General features: G+C 65.5%; 20 protein-coding genes. 13 read left to right on the forward strand and 7 right to left on the reverse strand.

The features are described 5' to 3' along the window. Positions 1-71: 71 nt before the first annotated feature. Genes AC3FOF_RS00075 through AC3FOF_RS00090 form a run of 4 tightly spaced genes read left to right on the forward strand, consistent with a single transcriptional unit; the run spans position 72 to position 4,967 of the window. Positions 72-1,472 (forward strand): class I SAM-dependent methyltransferase, encoded by a 1,401-nt coding sequence (locus tag AC3FOF_RS00075; RefSeq protein WP_035811150.1) that lies wholly within the window; start codon positions 72-74, stop codon positions 1,470-1,472. 12 nt (positions 1,473-1,484) lie between these two features. Then, complete coding sequence (locus AC3FOF_RS00080) at positions 1,485-2,822, forward strand: sensor histidine kinase (RefSeq protein WP_017226548.1); 1,338 nt, start codon at positions 1,485-1,487, stop codon at positions 2,820-2,822. A gap of 7 nt (positions 2,823-2,829) precedes the next feature. Next, the gene (locus tag AC3FOF_RS00085) at positions 2,830-3,963 is read left to right on the forward strand and encodes an ATP-binding protein (protein ID WP_488725481.1); all 1,134 of its coding nucleotides are present in this window, start codon (positions 2,830-2,832) and stop codon (positions 3,961-3,963) included. Next, positions 3,960-4,967: a response regulator gene (locus AC3FOF_RS00090; RefSeq protein WP_488725482.1), complete on the forward strand. Its 1,008-nt coding sequence runs from the start codon at positions 3,960-3,962 to the stop codon at positions 4,965-4,967. Before AC3FOF_RS00085 ends, AC3FOF_RS00090 begins: the two co-directional genes overlap by 4 nt. Before the next feature lie 132 nt (positions 4,968-5,099). On the opposite strand, the gene secF is transcribed toward AC3FOF_RS00090, so the two are convergent. The 5 genes from secF to queA all read right to left on the reverse strand — a co-directional run bounded on the left by secF (position 5,100) and on the right by queA (position 11,065). After that, a complete protein-coding gene (gene secF / locus AC3FOF_RS00095) occupies positions 5,100-6,071 on the reverse strand; it encodes a protein translocase subunit SecF (protein WP_017225956.1) in 972 nt (323 codons plus the stop codon). 97 nt (positions 6,072-6,168) lie between these two features. Then, the gene (gene secD, locus AC3FOF_RS00100) at positions 6,169-8,046 is read right to left on the reverse strand and encodes a protein translocase subunit SecD (RefSeq protein WP_035809735.1); all 1,878 of its coding nucleotides are present in this window, start codon (positions 8,044-8,046) and stop codon (positions 6,169-6,171) included. 239 nt (positions 8,047-8,285) lie between these two features. Continuing rightward, positions 8,286-8,615 carry a preprotein translocase subunit YajC gene (gene yajC / locus AC3FOF_RS00105; protein ID WP_017225958.1) on the reverse strand — a complete coding sequence of 110 codons (330 nt, stop codon included), beginning with the start codon at positions 8,613-8,615 and terminating at the stop codon, positions 8,286-8,288. Positions 8,616-8,830: 215 nt separating this feature from the next. After that, the gene (gene tgt, locus AC3FOF_RS00110) at positions 8,831-9,961 is read right to left on the reverse strand and encodes a tRNA guanosine(34) transglycosylase Tgt (RefSeq protein WP_017225959.1); all 1,131 of its coding nucleotides are present in this window, start codon (positions 9,959-9,961) and stop codon (positions 8,831-8,833) included. A gap of 48 nt (positions 9,962-10,009) precedes the next feature. Next, a complete protein-coding gene (gene queA, locus AC3FOF_RS00115; protein WP_488725483.1) occupies positions 10,010-11,065 on the reverse strand; it encodes a tRNA preQ1(34) S-adenosylmethionine ribosyltransferase-isomerase QueA in 1,056 nt (351 codons plus the stop codon). A gap of 229 nt (positions 11,066-11,294) precedes the next feature. Here queA and recG point away from each other — a divergent pair, with 229 nt between their 5' ends. The 6 genes from recG (at position 11,295) to ubiA (ending at position 18,298) form a co-directional block, all read left to right on the forward strand. Then, positions 11,295-13,502 (forward strand): ATP-dependent DNA helicase RecG, encoded by a 2,208-nt coding sequence (gene recG, locus AC3FOF_RS00120; protein WP_276265234.1) that lies wholly within the window; start codon positions 11,295-11,297, stop codon positions 13,500-13,502. A gap of 128 nt (positions 13,503-13,630) precedes the next feature. Beyond that, entirely contained in the window at positions 13,631-14,584 is a 954-nt protein-coding gene (locus tag AC3FOF_RS00125; RefSeq protein ID WP_017226647.1) for a LysR substrate-binding domain-containing protein, read from the forward strand. Positions 14,585-15,035: 451 nt separating this feature from the next. Then, the gene (locus AC3FOF_RS00130; RefSeq protein WP_017226649.1) at positions 15,036-16,481 is read left to right on the forward strand and encodes a catalase; all 1,446 of its coding nucleotides are present in this window, start codon (positions 15,036-15,038) and stop codon (positions 16,479-16,481) included. A gap of 79 nt (positions 16,482-16,560) precedes the next feature. Beyond that, the gene (locus tag AC3FOF_RS00135) at positions 16,561-16,755 is read left to right on the forward strand and encodes a hypothetical protein (RefSeq protein ID WP_017226650.1); all 195 of its coding nucleotides are present in this window, start codon (positions 16,561-16,563) and stop codon (positions 16,753-16,755) included. A 77-nt stretch (positions 16,756-16,832) separates the two neighbouring features. After that, positions 16,833-17,318, forward strand: coding sequence for a Dps family protein (locus tag AC3FOF_RS00140; protein WP_017226651.1), 486 nt, complete (start codon positions 16,833-16,835; stop codon positions 17,316-17,318). Between the two features lie 122 nt (positions 17,319-17,440). Beyond that, a complete protein-coding gene (gene ubiA, locus AC3FOF_RS00145; RefSeq protein ID WP_017226652.1) occupies positions 17,441-18,298 on the forward strand; it encodes a 4-hydroxybenzoate octaprenyltransferase in 858 nt (285 codons plus the stop codon). 171 nt (positions 18,299-18,469) lie between these two features. Here ubiA and proC read toward each other — a convergent pair whose 3' ends face one another. Together proC and AC3FOF_RS00155 are read right to left on the reverse strand one after the other, a co-directional pair. Further along, entirely contained in the window at positions 18,470-19,294 is an 825-nt protein-coding gene (proC, locus tag AC3FOF_RS00150) for a pyrroline-5-carboxylate reductase (RefSeq protein WP_276265237.1), read from the reverse strand. Between the two features lie 47 nt (positions 19,295-19,341). After that, positions 19,342-20,058 carry a YggS family pyridoxal phosphate-dependent enzyme gene (locus AC3FOF_RS00155; RefSeq protein ID WP_276265238.1) on the reverse strand — a complete coding sequence of 239 codons (717 nt, stop codon included), beginning with the start codon at positions 20,056-20,058 and terminating at the stop codon, positions 19,342-19,344. Positions 20,059-20,126: 68 nt separating this feature from the next. Here AC3FOF_RS00155 and AC3FOF_RS00160 point away from each other — a divergent pair, with 68 nt between their 5' ends. The 3 genes from AC3FOF_RS00160 (at position 20,127) to AC3FOF_RS00170 (ending at position 22,915) form a co-directional block, all read left to right on the forward strand. After that, complete coding sequence (locus AC3FOF_RS00160) at positions 20,127-21,170, forward strand: type IV pilus twitching motility protein PilT (RefSeq protein WP_017223994.1); 1,044 nt, start codon at positions 20,127-20,129, stop codon at positions 21,168-21,170. A 33-nt stretch (positions 21,171-21,203) separates the two neighbouring features. Then, positions 21,204-22,343, forward strand: coding sequence for a PilT/PilU family type 4a pilus ATPase (locus AC3FOF_RS00165; protein WP_017223993.1), 1,140 nt, complete (start codon positions 21,204-21,206; stop codon positions 22,341-22,343). Positions 22,344-22,423: 80 nt separating this feature from the next. Then, positions 22,424-22,915 carry a glutathione peroxidase gene (locus tag AC3FOF_RS00170; RefSeq protein WP_488725484.1) on the forward strand — a complete coding sequence of 164 codons (492 nt, stop codon included), beginning with the start codon at positions 22,424-22,426 and terminating at the stop codon, positions 22,913-22,915. Positions 22,916-22,941 lie beyond the last annotated feature (26 nt).

A 22,941-nucleotide genomic window follows, 5' to 3' on the forward strand; every position in this document is an offset into this window, starting at 1 on the left:
CCCGGCCAGTCGATATCCGATGTTGAACTGGGCGGTCGGCAGCGTTTCTCGGATTTCTCTGGCGCAATACCGTGTACTCCCAAACGCAAATCGATCCAGTGGTCAGTTTCCGCAACTCGCAGGGCGAGCAGGTGCGGGGCACAATCGTCAATCTCCAGAGAAAATCTCTGGTGATGGAAGTCTACAATCCCTATTCCATCGTGCAGGTCAGCGAGGTGCTGTCGGACCTGGCGGTCAAGATAGGGGCGAAGCACGCGTACTTCGGTAAAGCCGTGGTGATCAGCCTGGTGAATACCGGCCTGACCGCCGTGGTCTCGGTCACGCTGATCGAAGAATGGCGCGAGCTATCGGAAATGACCGGTGGGGCCAGCTCTGTCGGCACCGAATCGCGCGCTTTCGTGCAGGATTGGCAAGACCGCTTCCGTATCCGCCGCGACTACCAGATCGTGGTCAACGAGATGCGCGCGTTCCTCTCCGATGTCTCCCGCTGGGTCGAGCAGGTCGATATGACCACGGCCTTGCCCAAGGAAGGCGATGTCTTGCGGATGGACGTGTTCCAGGAACTGGCCTATCCGATCGGCGACCAGATCCGGCACTACTCGGCTTTGCTGGAGGGGGAGGCGCTGCAGGTCGAACCCGAGCTGGCGCCGGTGCACCGGACTTACACCCAGTCGGCGCTGCACCCGCTTCTGCTGCGGGCGCCTTTCGTCTTTCGCACCTACACCAAGCCGCTGGGCTATGCAGGCGACTACGAGATGGTGAACCAGCTGCTGTCGGACCCGCGCCAGGGACCGACTACTTACTTCCAGATCGTCAACGCAACCTTCCTGCAGTCCGCCGTGGCTGCTGCGCACCGCAACCGGATCGACCTCCTTGTCGACTATCTTGTGCGCATGGCGGAGCGGGCGCGTGCCGCCGGGCGGCCCTATCGTCTGCTCAATGTGGGTTGCGGCCCTGCGGTGGAGATCCAGCGTTTCATCAAGGAGTACCCCAATCCGGAATTGCTGTCATTCCAGCTGGTGGATTTCAGCGAGGAAACGCTCGCCTATACACGCAATCATATCGAAACGGCCCTGGCCAGCGCCGGCGCCAAGGTGCAGGTCGAGTACCTGCACCATTCCGTGCATGATCTCCTGAAGCGGCGCATCTCGCCGGACCCGTCCCTGCAGGAATTCGACTCGGTCTACTGCGCGGGCCTGTTCGATTACCTGTCCGACAAGGTCTGTGCCCGCTTGCTTAGCTACTTTGCCTCGCGCACTTATCCGGGCGGTGCTGTGCTGGCCACCAATGTGCATTCCAACAACCCTGAGAAATTCAGCATGGAACACATGCTGGAGTGGTACCTTATCTACCGGGATGAAGCGAAGATGGAAGCACTGTTGCCGCCCAATAGCCGCGATCCCCGCGTGTACGTCGATACTACCGGCGTCAACGTGTTCGTAGAGGCTACCGTGGCCGAGTTTCCCCTCTAGACCGGTGCACTCATGCTGAAAAAGGTCGCGAGCGAATACTCCAACTACGAATCCGAGTTGCGTGAATTCCGGCTGCTGAGCAGCAAGGCCGGGGCACTGACGGCGATCGTGCTGGTGATGGCCGGCGTGCTGCTCGACTATGGCATCTATCCGCACGAGCAACTGCGGTTTTTCCTGGCCCGGCTCGCCATTTCTCTGCTGATTGGCGTGATCTACGTGCTGCTGCCTACTGCTTTCGGCCGCCGTTTTGTTCAGCCCCTGACGCTGGCCTGGCTGATTTTGCCCCAGTTGATGATCGCGTGGATGATCAGCGTGACCGAGGGGGCTTCCTCCATCTACTATGCCGGGCTCAATCTTGTCATCTTTGCGGTTGGCATCGCGCTGCCGATGGGCATGTGGCAGACCATCGGCTTTGGCGCCGTAACGTACCTGTTTTACTTCCTGGCTTGCCTGATCAGCCCGTCTGGCTTGTCCGACCGGCCGCACTTTATTGTCAACTCGATCTTCATCCTGTTTTCAATCACGGCGAGCGCGGTTTACACGTTCTTTAATGAACGGGGACATTTTCACCTGTTTCGCCTGAAGGAAGAGGTGGCACACAAGAACAGGGAGCTCGCGGAGATCAACCGCAGTCTTGCAGAGATCAAGGGCCAGATGCTGCAACAGGAGAAGATGGCAGCCATCGGTACGCTGGCAGCGGGCTTGCTTCACGAGGTCAACAATCCGGTCAATTTCTGCCTGATGGCTATCGAGGTTGCAATGGAGGAGCCGCAGGCCAAGGAGAATCCTTCACTGGAGGAGTGCCTGGTCGACGCCAAGCAGGGCATGCAGCGCATCCAGCATATCGTGTCGGACCTGAAGACCTTTGCTTACCGAAAGCCCGGTGCCGAGGCCGACGGCGTGCCGTTTCTGTTCGAGAAGGCGCTGGATTCGGCAACCCGCCTGACCGCGCATGAGCTGCGTGGTGTGGCTGTCACGCGCGAGCTGCCCAGCGACACGCTTGTACTGGGCGACGAGGCTGCCGTCATCGGTGTGCTGATCAACCTGTTTTCGAATGCTGCGCTCGCCATGCGCAAGGCCGGCACGCGTGATCCCTCCATCCGTACCGCTGTCAGCTGGGTGGGCAAGCGACTGCACGTCAGGGTGCGGGATAACGGGCCCGGCATCGCATCGGAGCATCTCCCGCGGGTATTCGAGCCCTTTTTCACCACGCGCGAGGTGGGACAGGGACTCGGGCTGGGGCTGTCGATCAGTTATGCCGTGATTGAGCGCCATGGCGGTGCCTTGTTTGCCGAGAGCGAACTGGGCCACTGGACAGCATTCAGTTTCGACCTGCCAAGAGCCGAGTGAGGTCCACATGAACGATCCCAGGCAGGCGCGGCCCACGCTACTCTACGTCGACGATGAGGAGATGGCCTGCAAATATTTCGCCCGGGCGGTGGGCAATGAATATGAGGTGCTCCTGGCCGGCAGCGCCGCGGAGGCCATCTCGATCCTGCGTGGCAAAGGTTCGCGCATCGCTATCCTGGTGACGGATTTCCGCATGCCGGGCCGCGATGGCGGCGACCTGCTGCGCCAGGTCGCCCTCGAATCCCCGCAGATCGTGCGCATCCTGGTGACGGCATACGCCGACAAGGACATGCTTCTGCAGACGGTCAACACTGGCGAAGTGTTCCGCATCCTGGAAAAGCCCCTGGAACTGGGCCAGGTGCGCGAGACCCTGCGGCTGGCCGCCGAGCGCTATCGTGAGCGCACGGTACGCCACCAGCGGCTGGTGGCGATCGACGAAACGCTGGCCTTCCTGGCCCACGAGCTGAACACGCCGCTGGCAGCGATCGCAAATTTCGCGCGTGGTATCGAAAGCCGTATCGCGGCGGAATACAATCCGCAGCGCCAGAGCGAGATCGGCCAGGCGGCGACGTCGATGCACGACAACGCGCAGTATTGCCTGGCCGTGATTTCGTCCTTTTTGCAATCGGTGCGCAGTAACGGCAGCCGGGCCAGTCCGCAAAACAACACCAGCCGCGAGGTGACCGCCGGCACCCTGGTCGCCGCACTGCTCGATACCTATCCGTTCGCCGGGCAGCAGCGCGAGTGGGTCCAGGTCGAGGTGCATGGCGACTTCGCCGTGCACACGCTGCCCAATTGCGTCGCGCTGGTGCTGTCGTCACTGTTGTCCAACGCGTTGCGCGCGCTCGATGGCGTCGGCTCGCCTTCGCTGCGCTTCGTGGTGGCGGATGAACCCGATGCGGCGATCCGTATCTGCGACAACGGCCCGGGCATCCCGCCGGAGGTGATGGGGCGCCTTCTGGTGGACCCGGTCACCACGCATGCCGGTACCGGCGGCAACGGGCTGGGCATGATCTTCTGCAACCGTGTCATGCAGTCCTTCGGTGGTGGCATCCGGATCGAGTCGACGTCCGGGGTGGGCACCACAGTAACGCTGGATTTCCCCAATACCAAGAGTCGAATGCATAGGAGTAATCGATGAACGAACCGAATGCCACGCAGGCACCATCACCGGCGATTCTGTTCGTCGATGACGAGGCCACGGCCGTCAAGTATTTCCAGCGTGCCATCGGGGCCCTGGCACCGGTCGTGACCGGTGGCTCGGTGGAAGAAGGCAAGACGCTGCTGGATGCGCACGCCGACAGCCTGGCGGTGCTGGTCTCCGACCAGCGGATGCCGGGCGAGTACGGCAACGAACTGCTGCGCTACGCGCGCGAGCGCTATCCGCATATCGTGCGTATCCTGACGACCGCCTACTCGGAGATCGAACATACGGTCGCCGCGGTCAACGAAGGCCAGATCCATCGCTATATCAAGAAGCCATGGGATATCACCGCGCTGCGCATGGAGCTCAAGCAGGCGCTCGAGATGGCTGGCCTGCGCAAGGAGCGCGACCAGCTGCTGCGCGAGAAGCTGAGCGTGCTGCAAAAGCAGACCATCGCCGCGCGCATCGGCCTGATCCGCACCCTGTCGGCCAGCCTGATCGGCCCGGAGCGCTTCCAGCCGGTGGATACCTACCTGGCCTCGGCCGCGCTGGCCGGCGTGCAGAATCCGGAGCCGGACTGGCTGCTGATGGACTACGCCGACCTGGTGGCGGCAGAAAGCCGGCGCAGCGGCAGCTTCGGCTACGCGGTGGCGGCGCAGCTCGCCAGCTTGCGCGCACGGCTTGCCGGGCGCGGCGCCGGCGATGCCGTGGCGGCACTGGCCGAGGTGCTGGCCGAAGGCGAAGGCGAAGGCGCGGTGCGCCGGGATGGCGATGCGCTGGTATGGGGCCGGGCCGCCGCGCTGGGCGAGTACCTGGGCGAGCCGGTGAACAAGGACGTGTCCGCGCAGCATGCCACCTGGCTTGCCGGGCTATTGTGGCTGGACGAGGCCGGCGGTGCGTTGAAGGGCGGGCGCGAGGGCGATGCCATCGTCTACCGGGTCGCGGAGCGCACGGCCGAATTTGCCGCCGATCGGCTGGCGGTATGGATCGAGCAGTTCTGAGCGTTCCGGAGAAGGGCCGGCGGTATGTGCCGCCAGGCCCGATACGGGCCTGAGCGGCAAGACAGGCAAAATAAAAATGGGCACCCGAAGGTGCCCATTTTTTTATCGCCGGGAACGGTCCGGAGCGGGCCGTCAGGCCTGCGCGCCGTAGTTCGGGTCGTCGCGGTCGACGTCGCCCGGCTTCTTTTCCCCTCTGACCAGGTCCTCGCGCTTGACGCCCAGCCACATGGCCAGCGCCGCGGCGACGAACACCGAAGAGTAGATACCGAACAAGATGCCGACGGTCAGCGCCAGCGCGAAGTAGTGCAGGGTGGGGCCGCCGAAGAAGAACATCGACAGCACCATCATTTCGGTCGAACCGTGGGTGATGATGGTCCGCGAGATGGTGCTGGTGATCGCGTTGTCGATGATCTCGTGCGTGGTCATCTTGCGGTACTTGCGGAAGTTCTCGCGGATCCGGTCGAAGATCACCACCGATTCGTTGACCGAGTAGCCCAGCACCGCCAGGATCGCCGCCAGCACCGACAGCGAAAACTCCCACTGGAAGAAGGCGAAGAAGCCGAGAATGATCACCACGTCGTGCAGGTTGGCGATGATGCCGGCGACCGCGAACTTCCACTCGAAGCGGAAGGACAGGTAGATCACGATGCCGGCCACCACGCACAGCAGAGCCAGCAGGCCATCGGTGGCCAGTTCCTTGCCCACCTGCGGGCCGACGAACTCGACGCGTTGGAGCTTGACGTCAGGCGCGGCGGCCTGCAGCGCGCCCATCACCTGCTCGCTCTGCTGGGCCGAGGTGACGGGCTTGCCGTCCGGGCCCTTTTGCAGCGGCAGGCGGATCATCACATCGCGCGAGGTGCCGAAGTTCTGCACCTGCACGTCGCTGTAGCCGAGCTTGCCGACCTGGCCGCGGATATGCTCGAGATCGGCCGGCTGCTGGTAGTTGATCTCCATCACCGTACCGCCGGTGAATTCGATCGACAGGTGCAGGCCCTTGTGCGCGAGGAAGAATACGGCCGCGGCAAACGTCAGGAAGGAAATCACGTTGAAGACCAACGCGTGCTTCATGAACGGAATGTCGCGCCGGATGCGGAAGAATTCCATGTTGAATCCTGTTTTATACGGCAGCTGTGCTGCTGTTTTGTACTGCAGATCTATGCTGGTTGGCTGCCGCGCGCCCGGCGTACGGCAGCCATGATGCCTACTTGGCGATGGTGCCCTGGCTGTCCGAGCCCGGCTTCCAGATCTGGCCGATCGCCACGCTCTGCAGCTTCTTCTTGCGGCCGTACCAGAGGTTGACCAGGCCGCGGTTGAAGAACACCGCAGAGAACATCGAGGTCATGATGCCCAGGCAGTGCACCACGGCGAAGCCGCGCACCGGGCCCGAGCCGAAGGCCAGCAGCGCCAGGCCGGCGATCAGCGTGGTCACGTTGGAGTCCAGGATGGTGGCCCAGGCGCGGTCAAAGCCGGTGGCGATCGCCATCTGCGGCGAGGCGCCGGCGCGCAGTTCTTCGCGTACCCGCTCGTTGATCAGCACGTTGGCGTCGATGGCCATGCCGAGCACCAGCGCGATAGCGGCGATGCCGGGCAGCGTCAGCGTGGCCTGCAGCATCGACAGCACCGCCACCAGCAGCAGCAGGTTGATGGCCAGCGCGGCCACCGAGAACACGCCAAACAGCATGTAGTACAGCATCATGAAGACGGCGATGGCGGCGAAGCCGTAGGCCACCGAATCAAAGCCCTTCTTGATGTTGTCCGCGCCCAGCGACGGGCCTATGGTGCGTTCCTCGATGATTTCCATCGGAGCGGCCAGCGAGCCGGCGCGCAGCAGCAGGGCCAGGTCGTTGGCGGCTTCGGTGGAGTAGGAGCCGGTGATCTGGAAGCTGGAGCCGAGTTCGGACTGGATGGTGGCAACGGTCAGGACCTCGCCCTTGCCCTTCTCGAACAGCACGATGCCCATCGGCTTGCCGATGTTCTCGCGGGAGATATCGCGCAGCACGCGGCCGCCCTGGGCGTCCAGCTTGATATTGACCGAGGGGCGCTGGTTCTGGTCGAAACCGGCCGAAGCGCTTTCGATGCGGTCGCCGGTGAAGATGACCTGCTTCTTGAGCACCACCGGGGCGCCGTTGCCCTGCGTAAACAGCTCGCTGCCGAAGGGGATCGGGTCGCCCGGGCGCGGGTTGCGCGGTGCGTCGGGGTCGGCCAGGCGGGCTTCCAGCGTGGCGGTACGGCCGATGATGTCCTTGGCCTTGGCGGTGTCCTGCACGCCCGGCAGCTGCACCACGATGCGGTCGGCGCCTTGCTGCTGGATCACCGGCTCGCTCACGCCGAGTTCGTTGACCCGGTTGTGCAGGGTGGTGACGTTCTGCTTGACCGCCGCATCCTGCACCGCCTTGCGGGCGGCGTCGGTGAACACGCCGGTGATATTGTTGTCGTCCGGGGCGAATGCCAGTTCGCGCAGGTTGTCGGCCAGGATGGCGCGCGCCTTGGCCGCGTCATCGGCGTTATTGAAACGCACCGTCAGGCGTTCGCCGTCGCGGTCGATGCCGCCGTGGCGGATGCCCTTGTCGCGCAGCAGGGTGCGGGCGTCGCCGGCCAGGCTGTCGAGCTTCTTGTCGACCGCGCCCTTCATGTCCACCTGCAGCAGGAAGTGCACGCCGCCGCGCAGGTCCAGGCCCAGGAACATCGGACGCGCAAAGAAGGGGGCGGAGCTGAGCCAGCGCGGCGAACCCGACAGCAGATTGAGCGCGACCACGTAGGTGGCGTCATTGGGGTCGGGGTTGAGCGCGCGGTTCAGGACGTCCTTTGCCTTGAGCTGCTCGTCGGTCGTGCGAAAACGCGCCTTGACCGAACCGGACTGGCCGCTCATGTCGAAGAACATGCCGTCGGGCTGCAGGTTGTTCTGCGCCAGGATCTGTTCGACCTGCTTCTGCATGGACAGGTCGACCTTGACCGTGGCCTTGCCGGAGGAGACCTGCACGGCGGGCGCCTCGCCGAAGAAATTCGGCAGCGTATAGGTGATGCCGATGGCCAGCGCCACCAGGATCACGAGGTATTTCCAAAGCGGATAACGATTCATCTTTGGCCAGTCGTTCTTCGGTTGGCGGGGCCGACGTTACCGTCAGCGGGAGAGTTGGCACCACCGCACCGGTTGGCAAACAGCCGCCTGGCATCCACGGATAACCCGGGCTGGATCAGGCGGCTGCAGGGGCACGCGCGCTATAGGCGTGCCGGGAAGGGCGAAAAAGCAGGCAAACGGGGCGGGAAAGGATCGGAAAAGCCGGCGTACGGCAACGATTCCGCCCGCTATCCCGATGCTTAGAGCGACTTCAGCGAGCCCTTGGGCAGCACCGTGGTCACTGCGCTCTTCTGTACCGTGATCTCGGTGCCTGCAGCGATCTCAACCGTTACGTATTGCTCGTTCACCTTGGTGACGCGGCCCAGGATGCCGCCGGCGGTGACGATTTCGTCATTCTTGGCCAGGGCTTCCAGCATTGCCTTGGATTCCTTCTGGCGCTTCATCTGCGGGCGGATCATGATGAACCACAGCACCGCGAACATCAGGATGATAGGCAGGAAACTCATCAGGCCACCCGCCGCGCCGCCGGTGACACCGGCAGTCTGGGCAAATGCGTTAGAAATCAGCACGTTGCTTCTCCGTCACAAAGTCAGTCAGTTAATCAGTTATTCTACCACCCGCTTGCAACCGCACCGCATGCCGGATAAGGGCAAATGCCGTGGTTTACGGGTTTGTTCGGAGCGCCTTGGGCGCCGCTTGCGGCAACAGGGCACCGTTATTCGACCGGAGTCCGGCAGAAAGTTCACGCCGGCGCCGGTAGTCCCGGGCGGTGCCCCGCCGCAGCCTATTGCGGGCCGCGTGCGCGGTCGGCGGCGAAGCGGGCGCGGAAGGCCTCGAAGCGGTGCTGTTCGATGGCTTCGCGCATCTCGCTCATCAACTGCAGGTAGTAGTGCAGGTTATGGATGGTGTTCAGGCGCGCGCCGAGGATCTCGCCGACCCGGTGCAGGTGGTGCAGATAGGCGCGCGAGAAGTTGCGGCAGGTGTAGCAGCCGCAGCTCTCATCCAGCGGACGCGTGTCGTTGCGGTGAACGGCATTCTTGATCTTGACGTCGCCAAAGCGCGTGAACAGCCAGCCGTTGCGGGCATTGCGGGTGGGCATCACGCAGTCGAACATGTCGACGCCCGCCGCCACGCCGGCCACCAGGTCTTCGGGCGTGCCCACGCCCATCAGGTAGTGCGGCTTGTGGGCGGGCAGGCGCGGCGCCACGTGCTCCAGCACGCGCATCATGTCTTCCTTGGGCTCGCCAACCGACAGCCCGCCGATGGCATAGCCGTGGAAGTCCAGCTCCGACAGGCCGGCCAGCGACTCGTCGCGCAGGTCTTCGAACATGCCGCCCTGGACGATGCCGAACAGCGCGTTGGGATTGGCCAGGCGGTTGAATTCGTCGATGGAACGCTTGGCCCAGCGCAGGCTCATGCGCATGGAGATCGCCGCTTCCTGGTGGGTGGCGGGGCGTCCCTCGATCTCATACGGCGTGCACTCGTCGAACTGCATCACGATGTCGGAGTTCAGCGTGCGCTGGATCTGCATCGAGATCTCGGGCGACAGGAACAGCTTGTCGCCGTTGACGGGCGAAGCGAAGGTCACGCCATCTTCGGTGATCTTGCGCAGCGCGCCCAGCGAAAACACCTGGAATCCGCCCGAGTCGGTCAGGATCGGCTTGTCCCAGCCCATGAAGCGGTGCAGGCCGCCGTGGCTCTCGACCACCTCCAGCCCCGGGCGCAGCCACAGGTGGAAGGTGTTGCCCAGGATGATCTGCGAGTTGATCTCGTTGAGTTCGAGCGGCGACATCGCCTTGACCGAGCCGTAGGTGCCGACCGGCATGAAGATCGGGGTCTCGACCACGCCGTGGTTGAGGGTGACGCGGCCGCGGCGGGCATTGCCATCGGTGGTGAGCAGTTCGAAGTTGAGCATGGCGGGAATCTGGTTCGGGCTGGCGGGTTGGCGCTGGCGCGGGGGCGCTCAGGCCTGAGGCTGGGGCTGGCGCGTCAGCAGCATGGCGTCGCCGTAGCTGAAGAAGCGGTAGCGCTCGGCCACCGCGTGGCGGTAGGCGGCGCGGATGGGCTCCACCCCGGCCAGCGCCGACACCAGCATCAGCAGGGTCGACTTGGGCAGGTGGAAATTGGTGATGAGGGCATCGACCACACGGAAACGGTAGCCGGGCGTAATAAAGATGTCGGTATCGCCGCGGCCGGCGGCGAGCGTGCCGTCGGCCGCGCCGGCCGATTCCAGCGCCCGCAGCGAGGTGGTGCCGACCGCGATCACGCGGCCGCCGGCGGCGCGGGTCTCGCGCACGGCCTGGGCCAGCGCCTCGGACACCTCGTACCACTCGGCGTGCATCTTGTGCTCGGCCAGGTTTTCGGTGCGCACCGGCTGGAAGGTGCCGGCGCCCACGTGCAGGGTCAGGAAGCCGCGGCGCACGCCCATGGCGTCGAGCCGGGCGAACAGCGCCTCGTCGAAATGCAGGCCGGCGGTGGGCGCGGCGACCGCGCCGGGGGCGCGGGCGTAGACGGTCTGGTAACGGGTTTCGTCGAAGGCGTCCGGGTCGTGGGTGATGTAGGGCGGCAGCGGCAGGCGGCCGTGGCGCTCGATCAGGTCCAGCGCCGGCTCGGGGAAGCGCAGGGTATAGAACTGGTCGACGCGCGGTCCCACGGTGACGTCGAAGGCATCCGCGAGGCGCAGCTTGCTGCCCGTCGGCGGGGTCTTGGAGGCACGCACCTGGGCCAGCACGGTATGGCTGTCCAGCACCCGCTCGACCAGCACCTCGACCTTGCCGCCGCTGCCCTTATGTCCGAAGAAGCGGGCCTTGATGACGCGCGTATCGTTGAACACCAGCAGGTCCGACGGGCGCAGGTAGTCGACGATGTCGGCAAAGGTGCGGTCGGCCAGGCGGGTGGCGCCAGCGCCCTGTGCCTCCGTTTCCACCACCAGCAGCCGGCTCGCGCCGCGCTCCGGCAGGGCGGTCTGGGCGATCAGTTCGGGCGGAAGGTCAAAGTCGAAATCGGACAGCGTCAGCATGATGGGGGCAAAAACGGCCACTGGCCGCGCGGTGGCGCGGCCGGCATAGGTACAATCGGCGAATCCGGTATTGTAAGGCTTGGGGCGGCAGCGCCGCCCGGGCGCGCATGATATCGCCTATTTGCGCCGACCCGCGCTGCTTGCCTTGCGCCGCTGCGGTTGGCATTGCGTCAACCGAGCCTGCCCGCAGGCATTTGCCCCGACCCCGAATCCGTAGCCACGCCGCCCGATGCCAGGAACCGCTTCCGCCCCGCTCCCTGATAACTCCGACAGCCCGGCCGCGCAGGAAACGCCGGGCCGCGCGGCGAAGGCGGCAGGCGCGGCCAAGGGCGGCACCGCCGGCAAGCCCTCGTCGGCCATGGCCCGGCTGCACAAGCTTGGCCTCAAGCGCGACGTCGACCTGGTGCTGCACCTGCCGATGCGCTATGAGGACGAGACCACGCTGCTGCCCATCGCCGATGCCATCGGGCGCGCCGGCCTGGGGCTGTCGGTGCAGGTCGAGGGCGTGGTCACATCCAATGAGGTCAGCTTTCGTCCGCGCCGCCAGCTGGTGGTCAAGATTGCCGACGATACCGGGGAGCTGACGCTGCGATTCCTGAATTTCTACGGCAGCCAGACCCAGCAGATGGCGGAAGGCGCCTGCCTGCGGGTGCGGGGGGAGTTGCGCGGCGGCTTCTTCGGCGCGGAGATGGTCCATCCCACAGTGCGCGCGGTGACGCCCGGCGAAGCGCTGCCCGACCGGCTGACGCCGGTCTACCCCAGCACCGCCGGCATTCCGCAGACCTACTTGCGCAAGGCCATCGGTGGGGCGCTGTCGCGCACCCCCCTGCCCGAGACCCTGCCGTTGCCGGTGCTGCAAGGTCCGCTGGCACAGCTCAAGCTGCGGCCCCTGCCGGATTGCCTGCGCATGCTGCACTCGCCCCCCCAGGAGGTCGACGAGCACGCGCTGATCGAGCGCTCGCATCCGGCCTGGCAGCGCATCAAGCTCGACGAGCTGCTGGCGCAGCAGCTCTCGCTCAAGCGCTCGCAGGCGGCGCGGCGCGACAAGAGCGCGCCGCCCATGCCGCGCCGCGCCGGGGGCTTGCTGACGGCTTTCCTGGCGGCGCTGCCGTTCAAGCTGACCGGCGCGCAGCAGCGCGTGGTGGAGGAAATTGCAAAGGACATGGGCGCGCCCCATCCCATGCACCGGCTGCTGCAGGGCGACGTCGGCAGCGGCAAGACCATCGTGGCTGCGCTGGCGGCCTGTCAGGCCATCGACGCCGGCTACCAGGCTGCGCTGATGGCGCCCACCGAAATTCTGGCCGAGCAGCATTACCGCAAGCTCTCCGCCTGGCTGGAGCCGCTTGGCGTCAAGGTGGTCTGGCTGGCCGGCAGCCTCAAGACCCGCGCCAAGCGCGAGGCCGCGGCCCTGGTCGAGTCGGGCGAGGCCAAGCTGGCCATCGGCACCCATGCGCTGATCCAGGACAGCATCAGGTTCGCGCGCCTGGGTTTGTCGGTGGTGGACGAGCAGCACCGCTTCGGCGTGGCCCAGCGCCTGGCGCTGCGCGGCAAGGCCGAACCCGATGCCACGGGCGCGCCGACCAAGGCGGGCAGGGAGGCAAAGGGCGGCGAGACCGTGCCGCACCAGCTGATGATGTCGGCCACGCCGATCCCGCGCACGCTGGCCATGACCTACTACGCCGATCTCGACGTGTCGGTGATCGACGAACTGCCGCCCGGGCGTACCCCGGTGGTGACGCGCCTGGTCAACGATGCGCGCCGCGACGAGGTGATCGAGCGCGTGCACCACGCTGCCGCCGACGGGCGCCAGGTCTACTGGGTCTGCCCGCTGATCGAGGAGAGCGAGGCGCTGCAGCTGCAAACCGCGGTGGAAACCTATGAAACCCTGGTAGCCGCCTTGCCCGAACTGAAGGTGGGGCTGGTGCACGGGCGCCTGCCGCCGGCGGAGAAGGCCGCCGTGATGGAGGATTTCACGGCCAACCGCCTGCAGGTGCTGGTGGCCACGACCGTCATCGAGGTCGGGGTGGACGTGCCCAATGCCTCGCTGATGGTGATCGAGCACGCCGAGCGCTTCGGCCTGGCGCAGCTGCACCAGCTGCGCGGCCGGGTGGGGCGGGGCAGCGCGGAATCGGTCTGCCTGCTGATGTACCAGGCGCCGCTGTCGCCCACCGGGCGCGAGCGCCTGGCCACCATGCGCGAGACCACCGACGGCTTCGAGATCGCCCGGCGCGACCTGCAGATCCGCGGCCCGGGCGAGTTCCTCGGCGCGCGCCAGTCCGGCGAGGCCATGCTGCGATTCGCCGATCTCAATACCGACGCCTGGCTGGTCGACTATGCCCAGGAAGCCGCCGAAATGATGCTGGCGCGTTTTCCCGAGGCGGTCGAGGCGCATCTGCTGCGCTGGCTCGGCGGCAGGGAGCATTTCCTGAAGGCCTGAAGAAAGGGAGGCCGCAGACGCCACATTGCCGGTTTCCGGCAAGTCTTGCCTTCGCCGCTTTGTCCGTCATCTCTGACAGAACCTGGAATCGAAGGTAAAATCTATCGCTTAACGGGAATTGATAAGTCATGACGCTCACCGAACTCAAGTACATCGTCGCCGTGGCGCGCGAGCGCCACTTCGGCCGGGCTGCCGAAGCCTGCTTCGTATCGCAGCCGACGCTGTCGGTAGCCATCAAGAAGCTGGAGGACGAACTCAATGTGCAGATTTTCGAGCGAGGCACCTCCGAGGTCTCGGTGACGCCGATCGGCGAGCAGATCGTCGCGCAGGCCCAGCGGGTGCTGGAGCAGACCATGGCCATCCGCGAGATCGCCAAGCAGGGCAAGGACCCGCTGGCCGGGCCGCTGCGCCTTGGCGTGATCTACACGATCGGGCCCTACCTGCTGCCCGCGCTGGTCAAGGAGATGATCCACACCGTGCCGCAGATGCCGCTGATGCTGCAGGAGAACTACACCGTCAAGCTGATCGAGCTGCTCAAGCAGGGCGAGATCGACTGCGCCATCATGGCCGAGCCCTTTGCCGATTCCGGCCTGATGGTGCAGCCGCTGTACGACGAACCCTTCGTGGTCGCGGTGCCCCGGGGCCACCAGCTGGAGGATGCCGGCCACGTCGATCCCGATGAACTGAAGCGGCAGACCATGCTGCTGCTGGGCAGCGGGCACTGCTTCCGCGACCAGGTGCTGGGCGTGTGCCCGGAACTGTCGCGCTTCTCGCAGGCGGCCGACGGGATCCAGAAGACCTTCGAGGGCTCTTCGCTGGAGACCATCCGCCATATGGTGGCAAGTGGTGTTGGCATCACGGTGTTGCCGCGCACTTCGGTACCCGACCTCAAGCCCGGCAAGAACGACATGCTGGCCTACGTGCCGTTCACCGAGCCCGTGCCCGACCGGCGCGTGGTGCTGGCCTGGCGCAAGAGCTTCACCCGCTTGCCGGCCATGGAAGCGCTGCGCCGCGCGGTGACAGCCTGCGACCTGCCCGGTGTCAGCAAGCTGGCCGCCAAGGAACTGGCCGAAGCGGCCTGAGCGGCCGGCTGGCCGGGCATTCGGTTGCCTGGCCGCTTTTCCTCACTGTTCCCGGGGACGATTTCCCCCGGTATGCCGGCCCTCGCCGGCATTTTCATTTTCCCTTCCTTCCCCTCCTGTCGCGCAGTTGACTTGGCCGCATGCGATGCTGGCATCGGCCGCGATGGAATAGGCATTGGCTATTTCATAGTTAGAAATAATTGAGTTTCTAATTCGATAGCTTATCCGTAGACTTCCCACATCGACGCATTGCGCGCCGGTCACCCACAAGGAGTCGTACATGGAAGGCATCGATCCCAGCATTCCCGCCCCGGGCCAGGTCCTGCGCGCGCTGGCAAGCCGCGTGGCCGATTGCCTTGCCTGTTACGCCACGGTGTATTGAGATAACCCGGCGGCCCGCACGGCCCGCTCCGGCCAGACTCCCCGATCCACCCCACGAAAAGAGGTCAAGATGAGCAAGGACAAGGATATCGTTACCACTGCCGCCGGCGCTCCCGTTGCCGATAACCAGAATTCGCTGACCGCCGGCCCGCGCGGCCCGATGCTGCTGCAGGACGTGTGGTTCCTGGAGAAGCTCGCTCACTTCGACCGTGAAGTCATCCCTGAGCGCCGTGTGCACGCCAAGGGTTCGGGCGCCCACGGTACGTTCACCGTGACGCATGACATCACGCGCTTCACCAAGGCCTCGGTGTTTGGCAGTGTGGGCAAGGAGACGCCGATCTTCATCCGCTTTTCCACGGTGGCGGGCGAGCGCGGCGCGGCCGATGCAGAGCGCGATGTGCGGGGTTTCTCCATCAAGTTCTACACTGACGAAGGCAACTGGGACGTGGTGGGCAACAATACGCCGGTGTTCTTCGTGCGCGATCCGCTCAAGTTTCCCGACTTCATCCATACGCAGAAGCGCAACCCACGCACCAACCTGCGGGACCCCATCGCGGTGTGGGACTTCTGGTCGCGCCATCCGGAATCGCTGCATCAGGTCACCATCCTGATGAGCGACCGCGGTCTGCCGCAGAATTACCGCCAGATCCACGGCTTCGGCTCGCATACGTTCTCGTTCATCAACGCTGCCAACGAGCGCTTCTGGGTGAAGTTCCACTTCAAGTCGCAGCAGGGCATCGCCAACTGGACCAACGAGGAAGCGGCCAAGGTGGTGGCGGGCGACCGCGAGAGCGCGCAGCGCGACCTGTTCGAGAACATCGAAAAGGGCAACTTCCCGCGCTGGAATGTGCGCGTGCAGGTCATGCCCGAGGGCGATGCGGCCAAGTACCATATCAACCCGTTCGACCTGACCAAGGTGTGGCCGCACAGGGACTATCCGCTGATCGACGTCGGCGTGCTGGCGCTCAACCGCAACCCGGACAACTACTTCGCCGAGGTGGAGCAGGTGGCGATGAATCCATCCAACGTGGTGCCGGGCATCGGCTTTTCGCCTGACAGGATGCTGCAGGGCCGGCTGTTCTCGTACGGCGACACGCAGCGTTACCGCCTGGGCGTGAACCACAGCCAGATTCCGGTGAATGCACCCAGGTGCCCGTTCCACAATACCTACCATCGCGACGGCGCGATGCGCGTGGACGGCAACCGGGGCGGCAAGCTCAACTACGAGCCGAACCGCGAGGGCGCCTACGCCGCCAGCGAGCGTGCCGCCGAGCCGGCGCTGGCCCTCGGCGGTGCGGCCGACCGCTTCGATCACCGCGAAGACAGCGACTACTACAGCCAGCCGGGCGCGCTCTTCCGCCTGTTCGACGAAGGCCAGCGCCAGCGCCTGTTCTCGAATATCGCGGCAGCCATGCAAGGCGTGCCGGAAGAGATCGTGCGGGTGCAGCTGGGGCACTTCACCAAGGCCGATCCGGCCTATGGCGAAGGCGTCAGGCTTGCCCTCAACCTGAAGTAACCGCAGTCATTGCGTCACGGTGAATCCGGTGGTCCCGCCTGTGGCGGGGCCACCGCGAAAACCCGGAAGGAGAATCATCATGGCCATGTTCAGGATGTTCGTCGGCGAGTTGCAGCAGTTGCGGCATGACGCGCACGACAGCCTGCGCCGCACCGACGCGGCGCGCCTGCAGCGCAAGCTGTGGCGCAAGGCATTCGGGCTGGCGGTGATCGCGCTGGGCGCGGCCGCGATGTTCCTCGATGCGGCCAGGAGTTTGTCGGCCTTTAACGGGTGATGCCATAATGTGCGGGCCGTGCCGCGCCCAGGCGCGCGGCAGTCACCGTGGCTACACCAGAATGGAGCGTACCTATCATGGCAAAGAAGAATGAGATGAGCGTGAACATCGGCATTTCCGACAAGGAACGCAAGAAGATCGCCGAAGGCCTTTCCAAGCTGCTGGCGGATACCTACACGCTCTATCTCAAGACCCACAACTTCCACTGGAACGTCACGGGTCCGATGTTCAACACGCTGCACCTGATGTTCGAGACGCAGTACACCGAGCTGGCGCTGGCGGTGGACTCGATCGCCGAGCGTATCCGCGCCCTGGGTTACCCGGCGCCGGGTACCTACAAGGAGTACGCCCGCCTGTCGTCGATCGCCGAGGAAGAGGGCGTGCCCGAAGCCACCGAGATGATCCGCAAGCTGGTCGAGGGCCAGGAAGCCGTGGTGCGCACCGCGCGCTCGCTGTTCCCGGTGATCGATGCCGCCGGCGACGAACCGTCCGCCGACCTGCTGACCCAGCGCATGCAGACGCACGAAAAGACCGCCTGGATGCTGCGCTCGATGCTGGCCTGATGTCCTGAACCGATGCCGCCGGCGGTGCATGCGCCGCCGGCTCCGCGCGCCGCGCCCTGAACGGGGCCGCGGCGCGTTTTCGTTTATCGCCCTTGCCTTGCCCCGCACCGTGGGCCACCGCCATGCTTGAACGCTTTTCCCTGTACGCGCGCCTGGTGCGCATCGACAAGCCCATCGGCACCCTGTTGCTGCTGTGGCCCACGCTGTGGGCATTGTGGATGGCCACCGGCGGCCCGCCGGCGTGGCACCTGTTCTGGATCTTCGTCGTCGGCACCTTCCTGATGCGATCGGCCGGATGCGCCATGAACGACTGGGCCGACCGCGACTTCGACAAGCACGTCAAGCGCACCAAGGAGCGGCCGCTGACGGCGGGCAAGATCGCTGCGTGGGAAGCGGTGGCGGTGGCGGTGGTGCTGGCGCTCGCGGCCTTCGTCCTGATCACGCCGCTCAATGCGCTGACCAAGTGGCTGGCGGTGGTGGCGGCGGTGCTGGCCGCCACCTATCCCTTCTTCAAGCGGTTCTTTGCCATCCCGCAGGCCTACCTTGGCATTGCCTTTGGCTTCGGCATCCCGATGACGTTCGCCGCGGTGCAGGACCATGTTCCCGCGGTGGCATGGGTGATGCTGCTGGCCAATGTGTTCTGGGCGGTGGCCTACGATACCGCCTATGCCATGGTGGATCGGGACGATGACCTGCTGCTGGGCATGAAGACCTCGGCCATCACCTTCGGGCGCTTCGACGTGGCCGCCATCATGATCTGCTATGCCGTGTTTCTCGGGCTGATGGGTTGGGCTGGCACGCAGTTCGACCTGGGCTGGCCGTTCTGGCTCGGGCTGGTCGCGGCGGCGGGCTGCGCGCTCTATCACTACACGCTGATCCGCGAGCGCGATCGCATGCGGTGCTTTGCGGCGTTCCGGCACAACAACTGGCTGGGGGCCTGCGTGTTTGCCGGTGTTGCGGCGGCTTATGCGTTGCGGTGAGCGGGCAGCGCCAGAACTGGTTCAGGCGCTTGCGTCCTGATGATTTGCTCCCCTCTCCCGCGTGCGGGAGAGGGGGTGACGACCGTCGGGCACCGCACACGGTGCCGGCGCATCCGGTCGGCTTCGGCCGGCGCTGCGGAAGGTCCGCTACATCGGCGGGGAAATCCCCGCTCAGTCCTTCCCGAACTCCGCGCCCATCTCCGTTGCACGTTCCGCCGCGGCATGCATCGCCTTCACGAACGCTTCGCCGATACCGGCGGTCTGCATCGCCGTGAGCGCCGCATAGGTCGTGCCGCCCTTGGACGTCACGCGCTCGCGCAGCAGGCTGACCGGCTCCTCGGACTGCGCTGCCAGCGCTGCGGCGCCGCGGAAGGTCTCTGCCGCGAGCGCGCGTCCCTGGCTGGCCGTCAGGCCGAGTTCGGCTGCCGCCTTTTCCATCGCCTCGATGAAATAGAAGACATAGGCCGGGCCGCTGCCGGAGATGGCGGTGACGGCATCGATCTGCGCGTCGCCTTCCACCCATTCGCACTTGCCTACCGCCTCGGCCAGCGCGCTGGCAATGTCGCGGTCGCGTTGCGCCAGCCCGGGCACGGCGGCCAGGCCGGTCATGCCCATGCCGGCCAGCGCGGGCGTGTTGGGCATGGCGCGCACCAGGCGGGTGCGGCCGCCGAACCAGCGCTGCATGTCGGCCAGCCGGATACCGGCCGCCACGCTGACGATCAGGTTGTCGCCAAGCTGCGGCAGCAGCGATGCGGCGGCCTCGCGGAACTGCTGCGGCTTGACCGCCAGCACGATCACCTGGCTGGCGCCGAAGGCCGCGTCGGGCGCGCCGGCGGCATGCACCCCGAGGTCGCGCCGCAGGCGCGCCTGCGCTTCCTCGAAGGGGTCGACCACGCGGATCGAGGTGGCGGGCACGCCGCGGGCAATCAGGCCGCCGATCAGGGCGGTCGCCATATTGCCGCCGCCAAGGAAACCGAAGGTAAGGGTGTCGAGCATCTGTCTCTCTTGCTGGAAGTCGTCAGTGGGGAAGTGACGCCGGCGCATTAGCCGTGCGTCGCGGGTGCCGCCGCGTAGTCGCGTGCGCCGAAAATGGCCGTGCCGATGCGTACCAGGGTGGCGCCCTCGGCAATGGCGGCTTCCATGTCGGCCGACATGCCCATCGACAAGGTGTCCACCTCCAGCCCGTCCGCGCGCATGGCGTCGAGCAGCGCCCGCAGCGCGGCAAACGGGCGGCGCTGGGCGGCCGGGTCGCTCGCGGGTTCGGGAATGGCCATCAGGCCGCGCAGCCGCAGACCGGGCAGCGCCGCCACGGCGCGCGCCAGCGCGGGCACTTCGCCGGGGGCCGCGCCGCTCTTGCTGGTCTCGCCGCTGATATTCACCTGCAGGCAGACCTGCAGAGGCGGCAGGCCGGCGGGACGCTGCGCCGACAGGCGCTCGGCGATGCGCAGGCGGTCGATGGCATGGACCCAGTCGAAGTGCTCGGCCACGGCACGCGTCTTGTTGCTTTGCAGGGGGCCGATGAAATGCCAGCACAACGCGTCGCGCAGGTCGGCCAGCCGGGCGATCTTGTCCACGCCTTCCTGCACGTAGTTCTCGCCGAATGCGCGCTGGCCGGCGTCGAACGCGGCCCGCACGGCAGCGGCGGGAAAGGTCTTGGAAACCGCCAGCAGCGTGACCTCGCCGGGTTGCCGTCCGGCCTGTTGTGCGGCTGCCGCGATGCGCCGGTCGACGGCTTGCAAGTTGGCGGCGATTACAGACATAATCCGGCGAACATATAGAAGTACAAGAAGTACAACAAAGTACGATAAAAAAGGTGGGGTCATTATAGATGGACATCGCGCAGCTATTGGCTTTCGCCGTCAAGAACAAGGCGTCCGATCTCCATCTCTCGGCCGACATGCCGCCGATGGTCCGCATCCACGGCGACATGCGCCGCATCAATGTGGCCGCGATGGGACACAAGGATGTCCACGCCATGGTGTACGACATCATGAGCGACACCCAGCGCAAGCAATACGAAGAGCGCCTCGAGATCGACTTCTCCTTCGAGATCGCCGGCCTGTCGCGCTTCCGGGTCAATGCGTACAACACGCAGCGCGGCGCGGCCGCGGTCTTCCGGACCATTCCCTCCAAGGTGCTGACGCTGGAAGACCTGCACGCGCCGGCGGTATTCGCCGACCTGTGCATGAAGCCGCGCGGGCTGGTGCTGGTGACCGGCCCCACCGGGTCGGGCAAGTCCACCACGCTGGCGGCGATGGTCGATCACCGCAACGATCACGACATGGGCCACATCCTGACGGTGGAGGACCCGATCGAGTTCGTGCACACATCCAAGAAGAGCCTGATCAACCAGCGCGAGTTGGGGCCGCACACGCACTCCTTCGCCAACGCGCTGCGTTCGGCCCTGCGCGAGGATCCCGACGTGGTGCTGGTGGGTGAATTGCGCGACCTGGAAACCATCCGCCTGGCACTGACCGCGGCCGAGACCGGCCATCTGGTATTCGCCACGCTGCACACCAGTTCGGCGGCCAAGACCATCGACCGTGTCGTCGACGTGTTCCCGCCGGAAGAGAAAGACATGGTGCGCACCATGCTGTCCGAATCGCTCGAGGCGGTGATCTCCCAAACGCTGCTCAAGACGCGCGACGGCAACGGCCGTACCGCGGCGCACGAGATCATGATTGCCACGCCGGCGATCCGCCACCTGATCCGCGAGAACAAGATCGCGCAGATGTACTCGATGATGCAGACCAGCAGCGGGCTCGGCATGCAGACGCTGGACCAGTGCCTGTCGGACCTGATCAAGCGCGGGCTGATCAGCTACAACGACGCGCGCGCCGTGGCCAAGAACCCCGACTCATTCACGGGCTGAGGCGAGTCCGCCGCGTCCAAACCAGACACCGCCATGCTCGATCGCGAATCCGCCGCCAAGTACATCAACGACCTGCTGGAGCTGATGGTGGGCAACCGCGGCTCGGACCTCTTCATCACCGCCGATTTCCCGCCCGCGATCAAGGTCGACGGCAAGGTCACGCCGGTCTCGCAGCAGCCGCTCAATCCGGCCCAGGCGCTCGGCCTGGTGCGCTCGATCATGAACGAGCGCCAGTCCACCGAGTTCGACAGCAGCCGCGAGTGCAACTTCGCCATCTCGGTGCCAAACGCCGGGCGTTTCCGCGTCTCGGCATTTATCCAGCAGGGCAAGGCGGGCATGGTGGTGCGGACCATCAACACGCGCATTCCCTCGGTGGAAGAACTCGACCTGCCGTCGCCGCTGCATGACATCGTGATGTCCAAGCGCGGCCTGGTGATCGTCACCGGCGCCACCGGCTCGGGCAAGTCGACCTCGCTGGCGGCCATGCTCGATCACCGCAACGCGCATTCCTACGGGCACATCATTACCATCGAGGACCCGATCGAGTACGTGCATGCGCACCAGAACTGCATCGTCACGCAGCGCGAGGTCGGCATCGATACCGAGTCCTGGCACGTGGCGCTGAAGAACACCTTGCGCCAGGCCCCTGACGTGATCCTGATCGGCGAGATCCGCGACCGCGAAACCATGGAATACGCGATGCAGTACGCCGAAACCGGCCACCTGTGCCTGGCCACGCTGCATGCCAACAACGCCAACCAGGCCATCGACCGCATCGTCAATTTCTTCCCCGAGGAAAAGCGCCAGCAATTGCTGATCGACCTGTCGCTGAACCTGAAGGCGATGATTTCCCAGCGTCTGCTGCCGCGCAAGGGACAAAAGGGGCGCGTGCCGGCGGTGGAAATCATGATCGGCACGCCGCTGGTGGCCGACCTGATCTTCAAGGGCGAGATCCACGCCTTGAAGGAAGTCATCAAGAAATCGCGCGAGCAGGGCATGGTTTCGTTCGACCAGGCGCTGTTCGATCTCTACGAGGCCGGCAAGATCACTTACGAGGACGCACTGCGCAATGCCGACTCGCTCAACGACCTGCGCCTGATGATCAAGCTGCACGGCACCATGGACCGCAATCCCGACCTGGGCGCGGGCACGGAGCATCTCAACGTGATCTGATCCGGCGCCAGCGCGGCGCCTGCGGCTCTAGTACACTGTCCGCGCCGCCGGCACCCGCCGCGCTACCCGAGGAGCCCGCCATGAGCAATGTCTACCAGTTCGAAGCCAGTTCGCTTGCCGGCCAGCCGGTGCCGCTGTCCCGGTTCAGCGGCAAGGTGCTGCTGATCGTGAACACCGCCAGCGAATGCGGATTCACCCCACAGTACGCCGGCCTGCAGGCGCTGCAGGACCAATATGCGGCGGGCGGCCTGGAAGTGCTGGGTTTTCCCTGCAACCAGTTTGGCAAGCAGGAGCCGGGCGACGCCGCGCAGATCGGCCAGTTCTGCGAGTCGCGCTTCCACGTCACCTTTCCGATGTTCGGCAAGATCGACGTCAATGGCGCCAATGCGCACCCGCTGTATCGCTGGCTGACGGCCGAAAAGCCGGGCGTGCTCGGGCTCGAAGCCATCAAGTGGAACTTCACCAAGTTCCTGCTGCGCCGCGATGGCACGGTGTTCAAGCGCTACGCGCCCACCACCAAGCCCGAGGATATCAAGGGCGACATCGAGAAGCTGCTGGCCGGGACGGCCTGACCTGTTCCGGGAAGCGCCGGGGGCGA

This window comes from Cupriavidus sp. 96C5-1 (assembly GCF_057798855.1).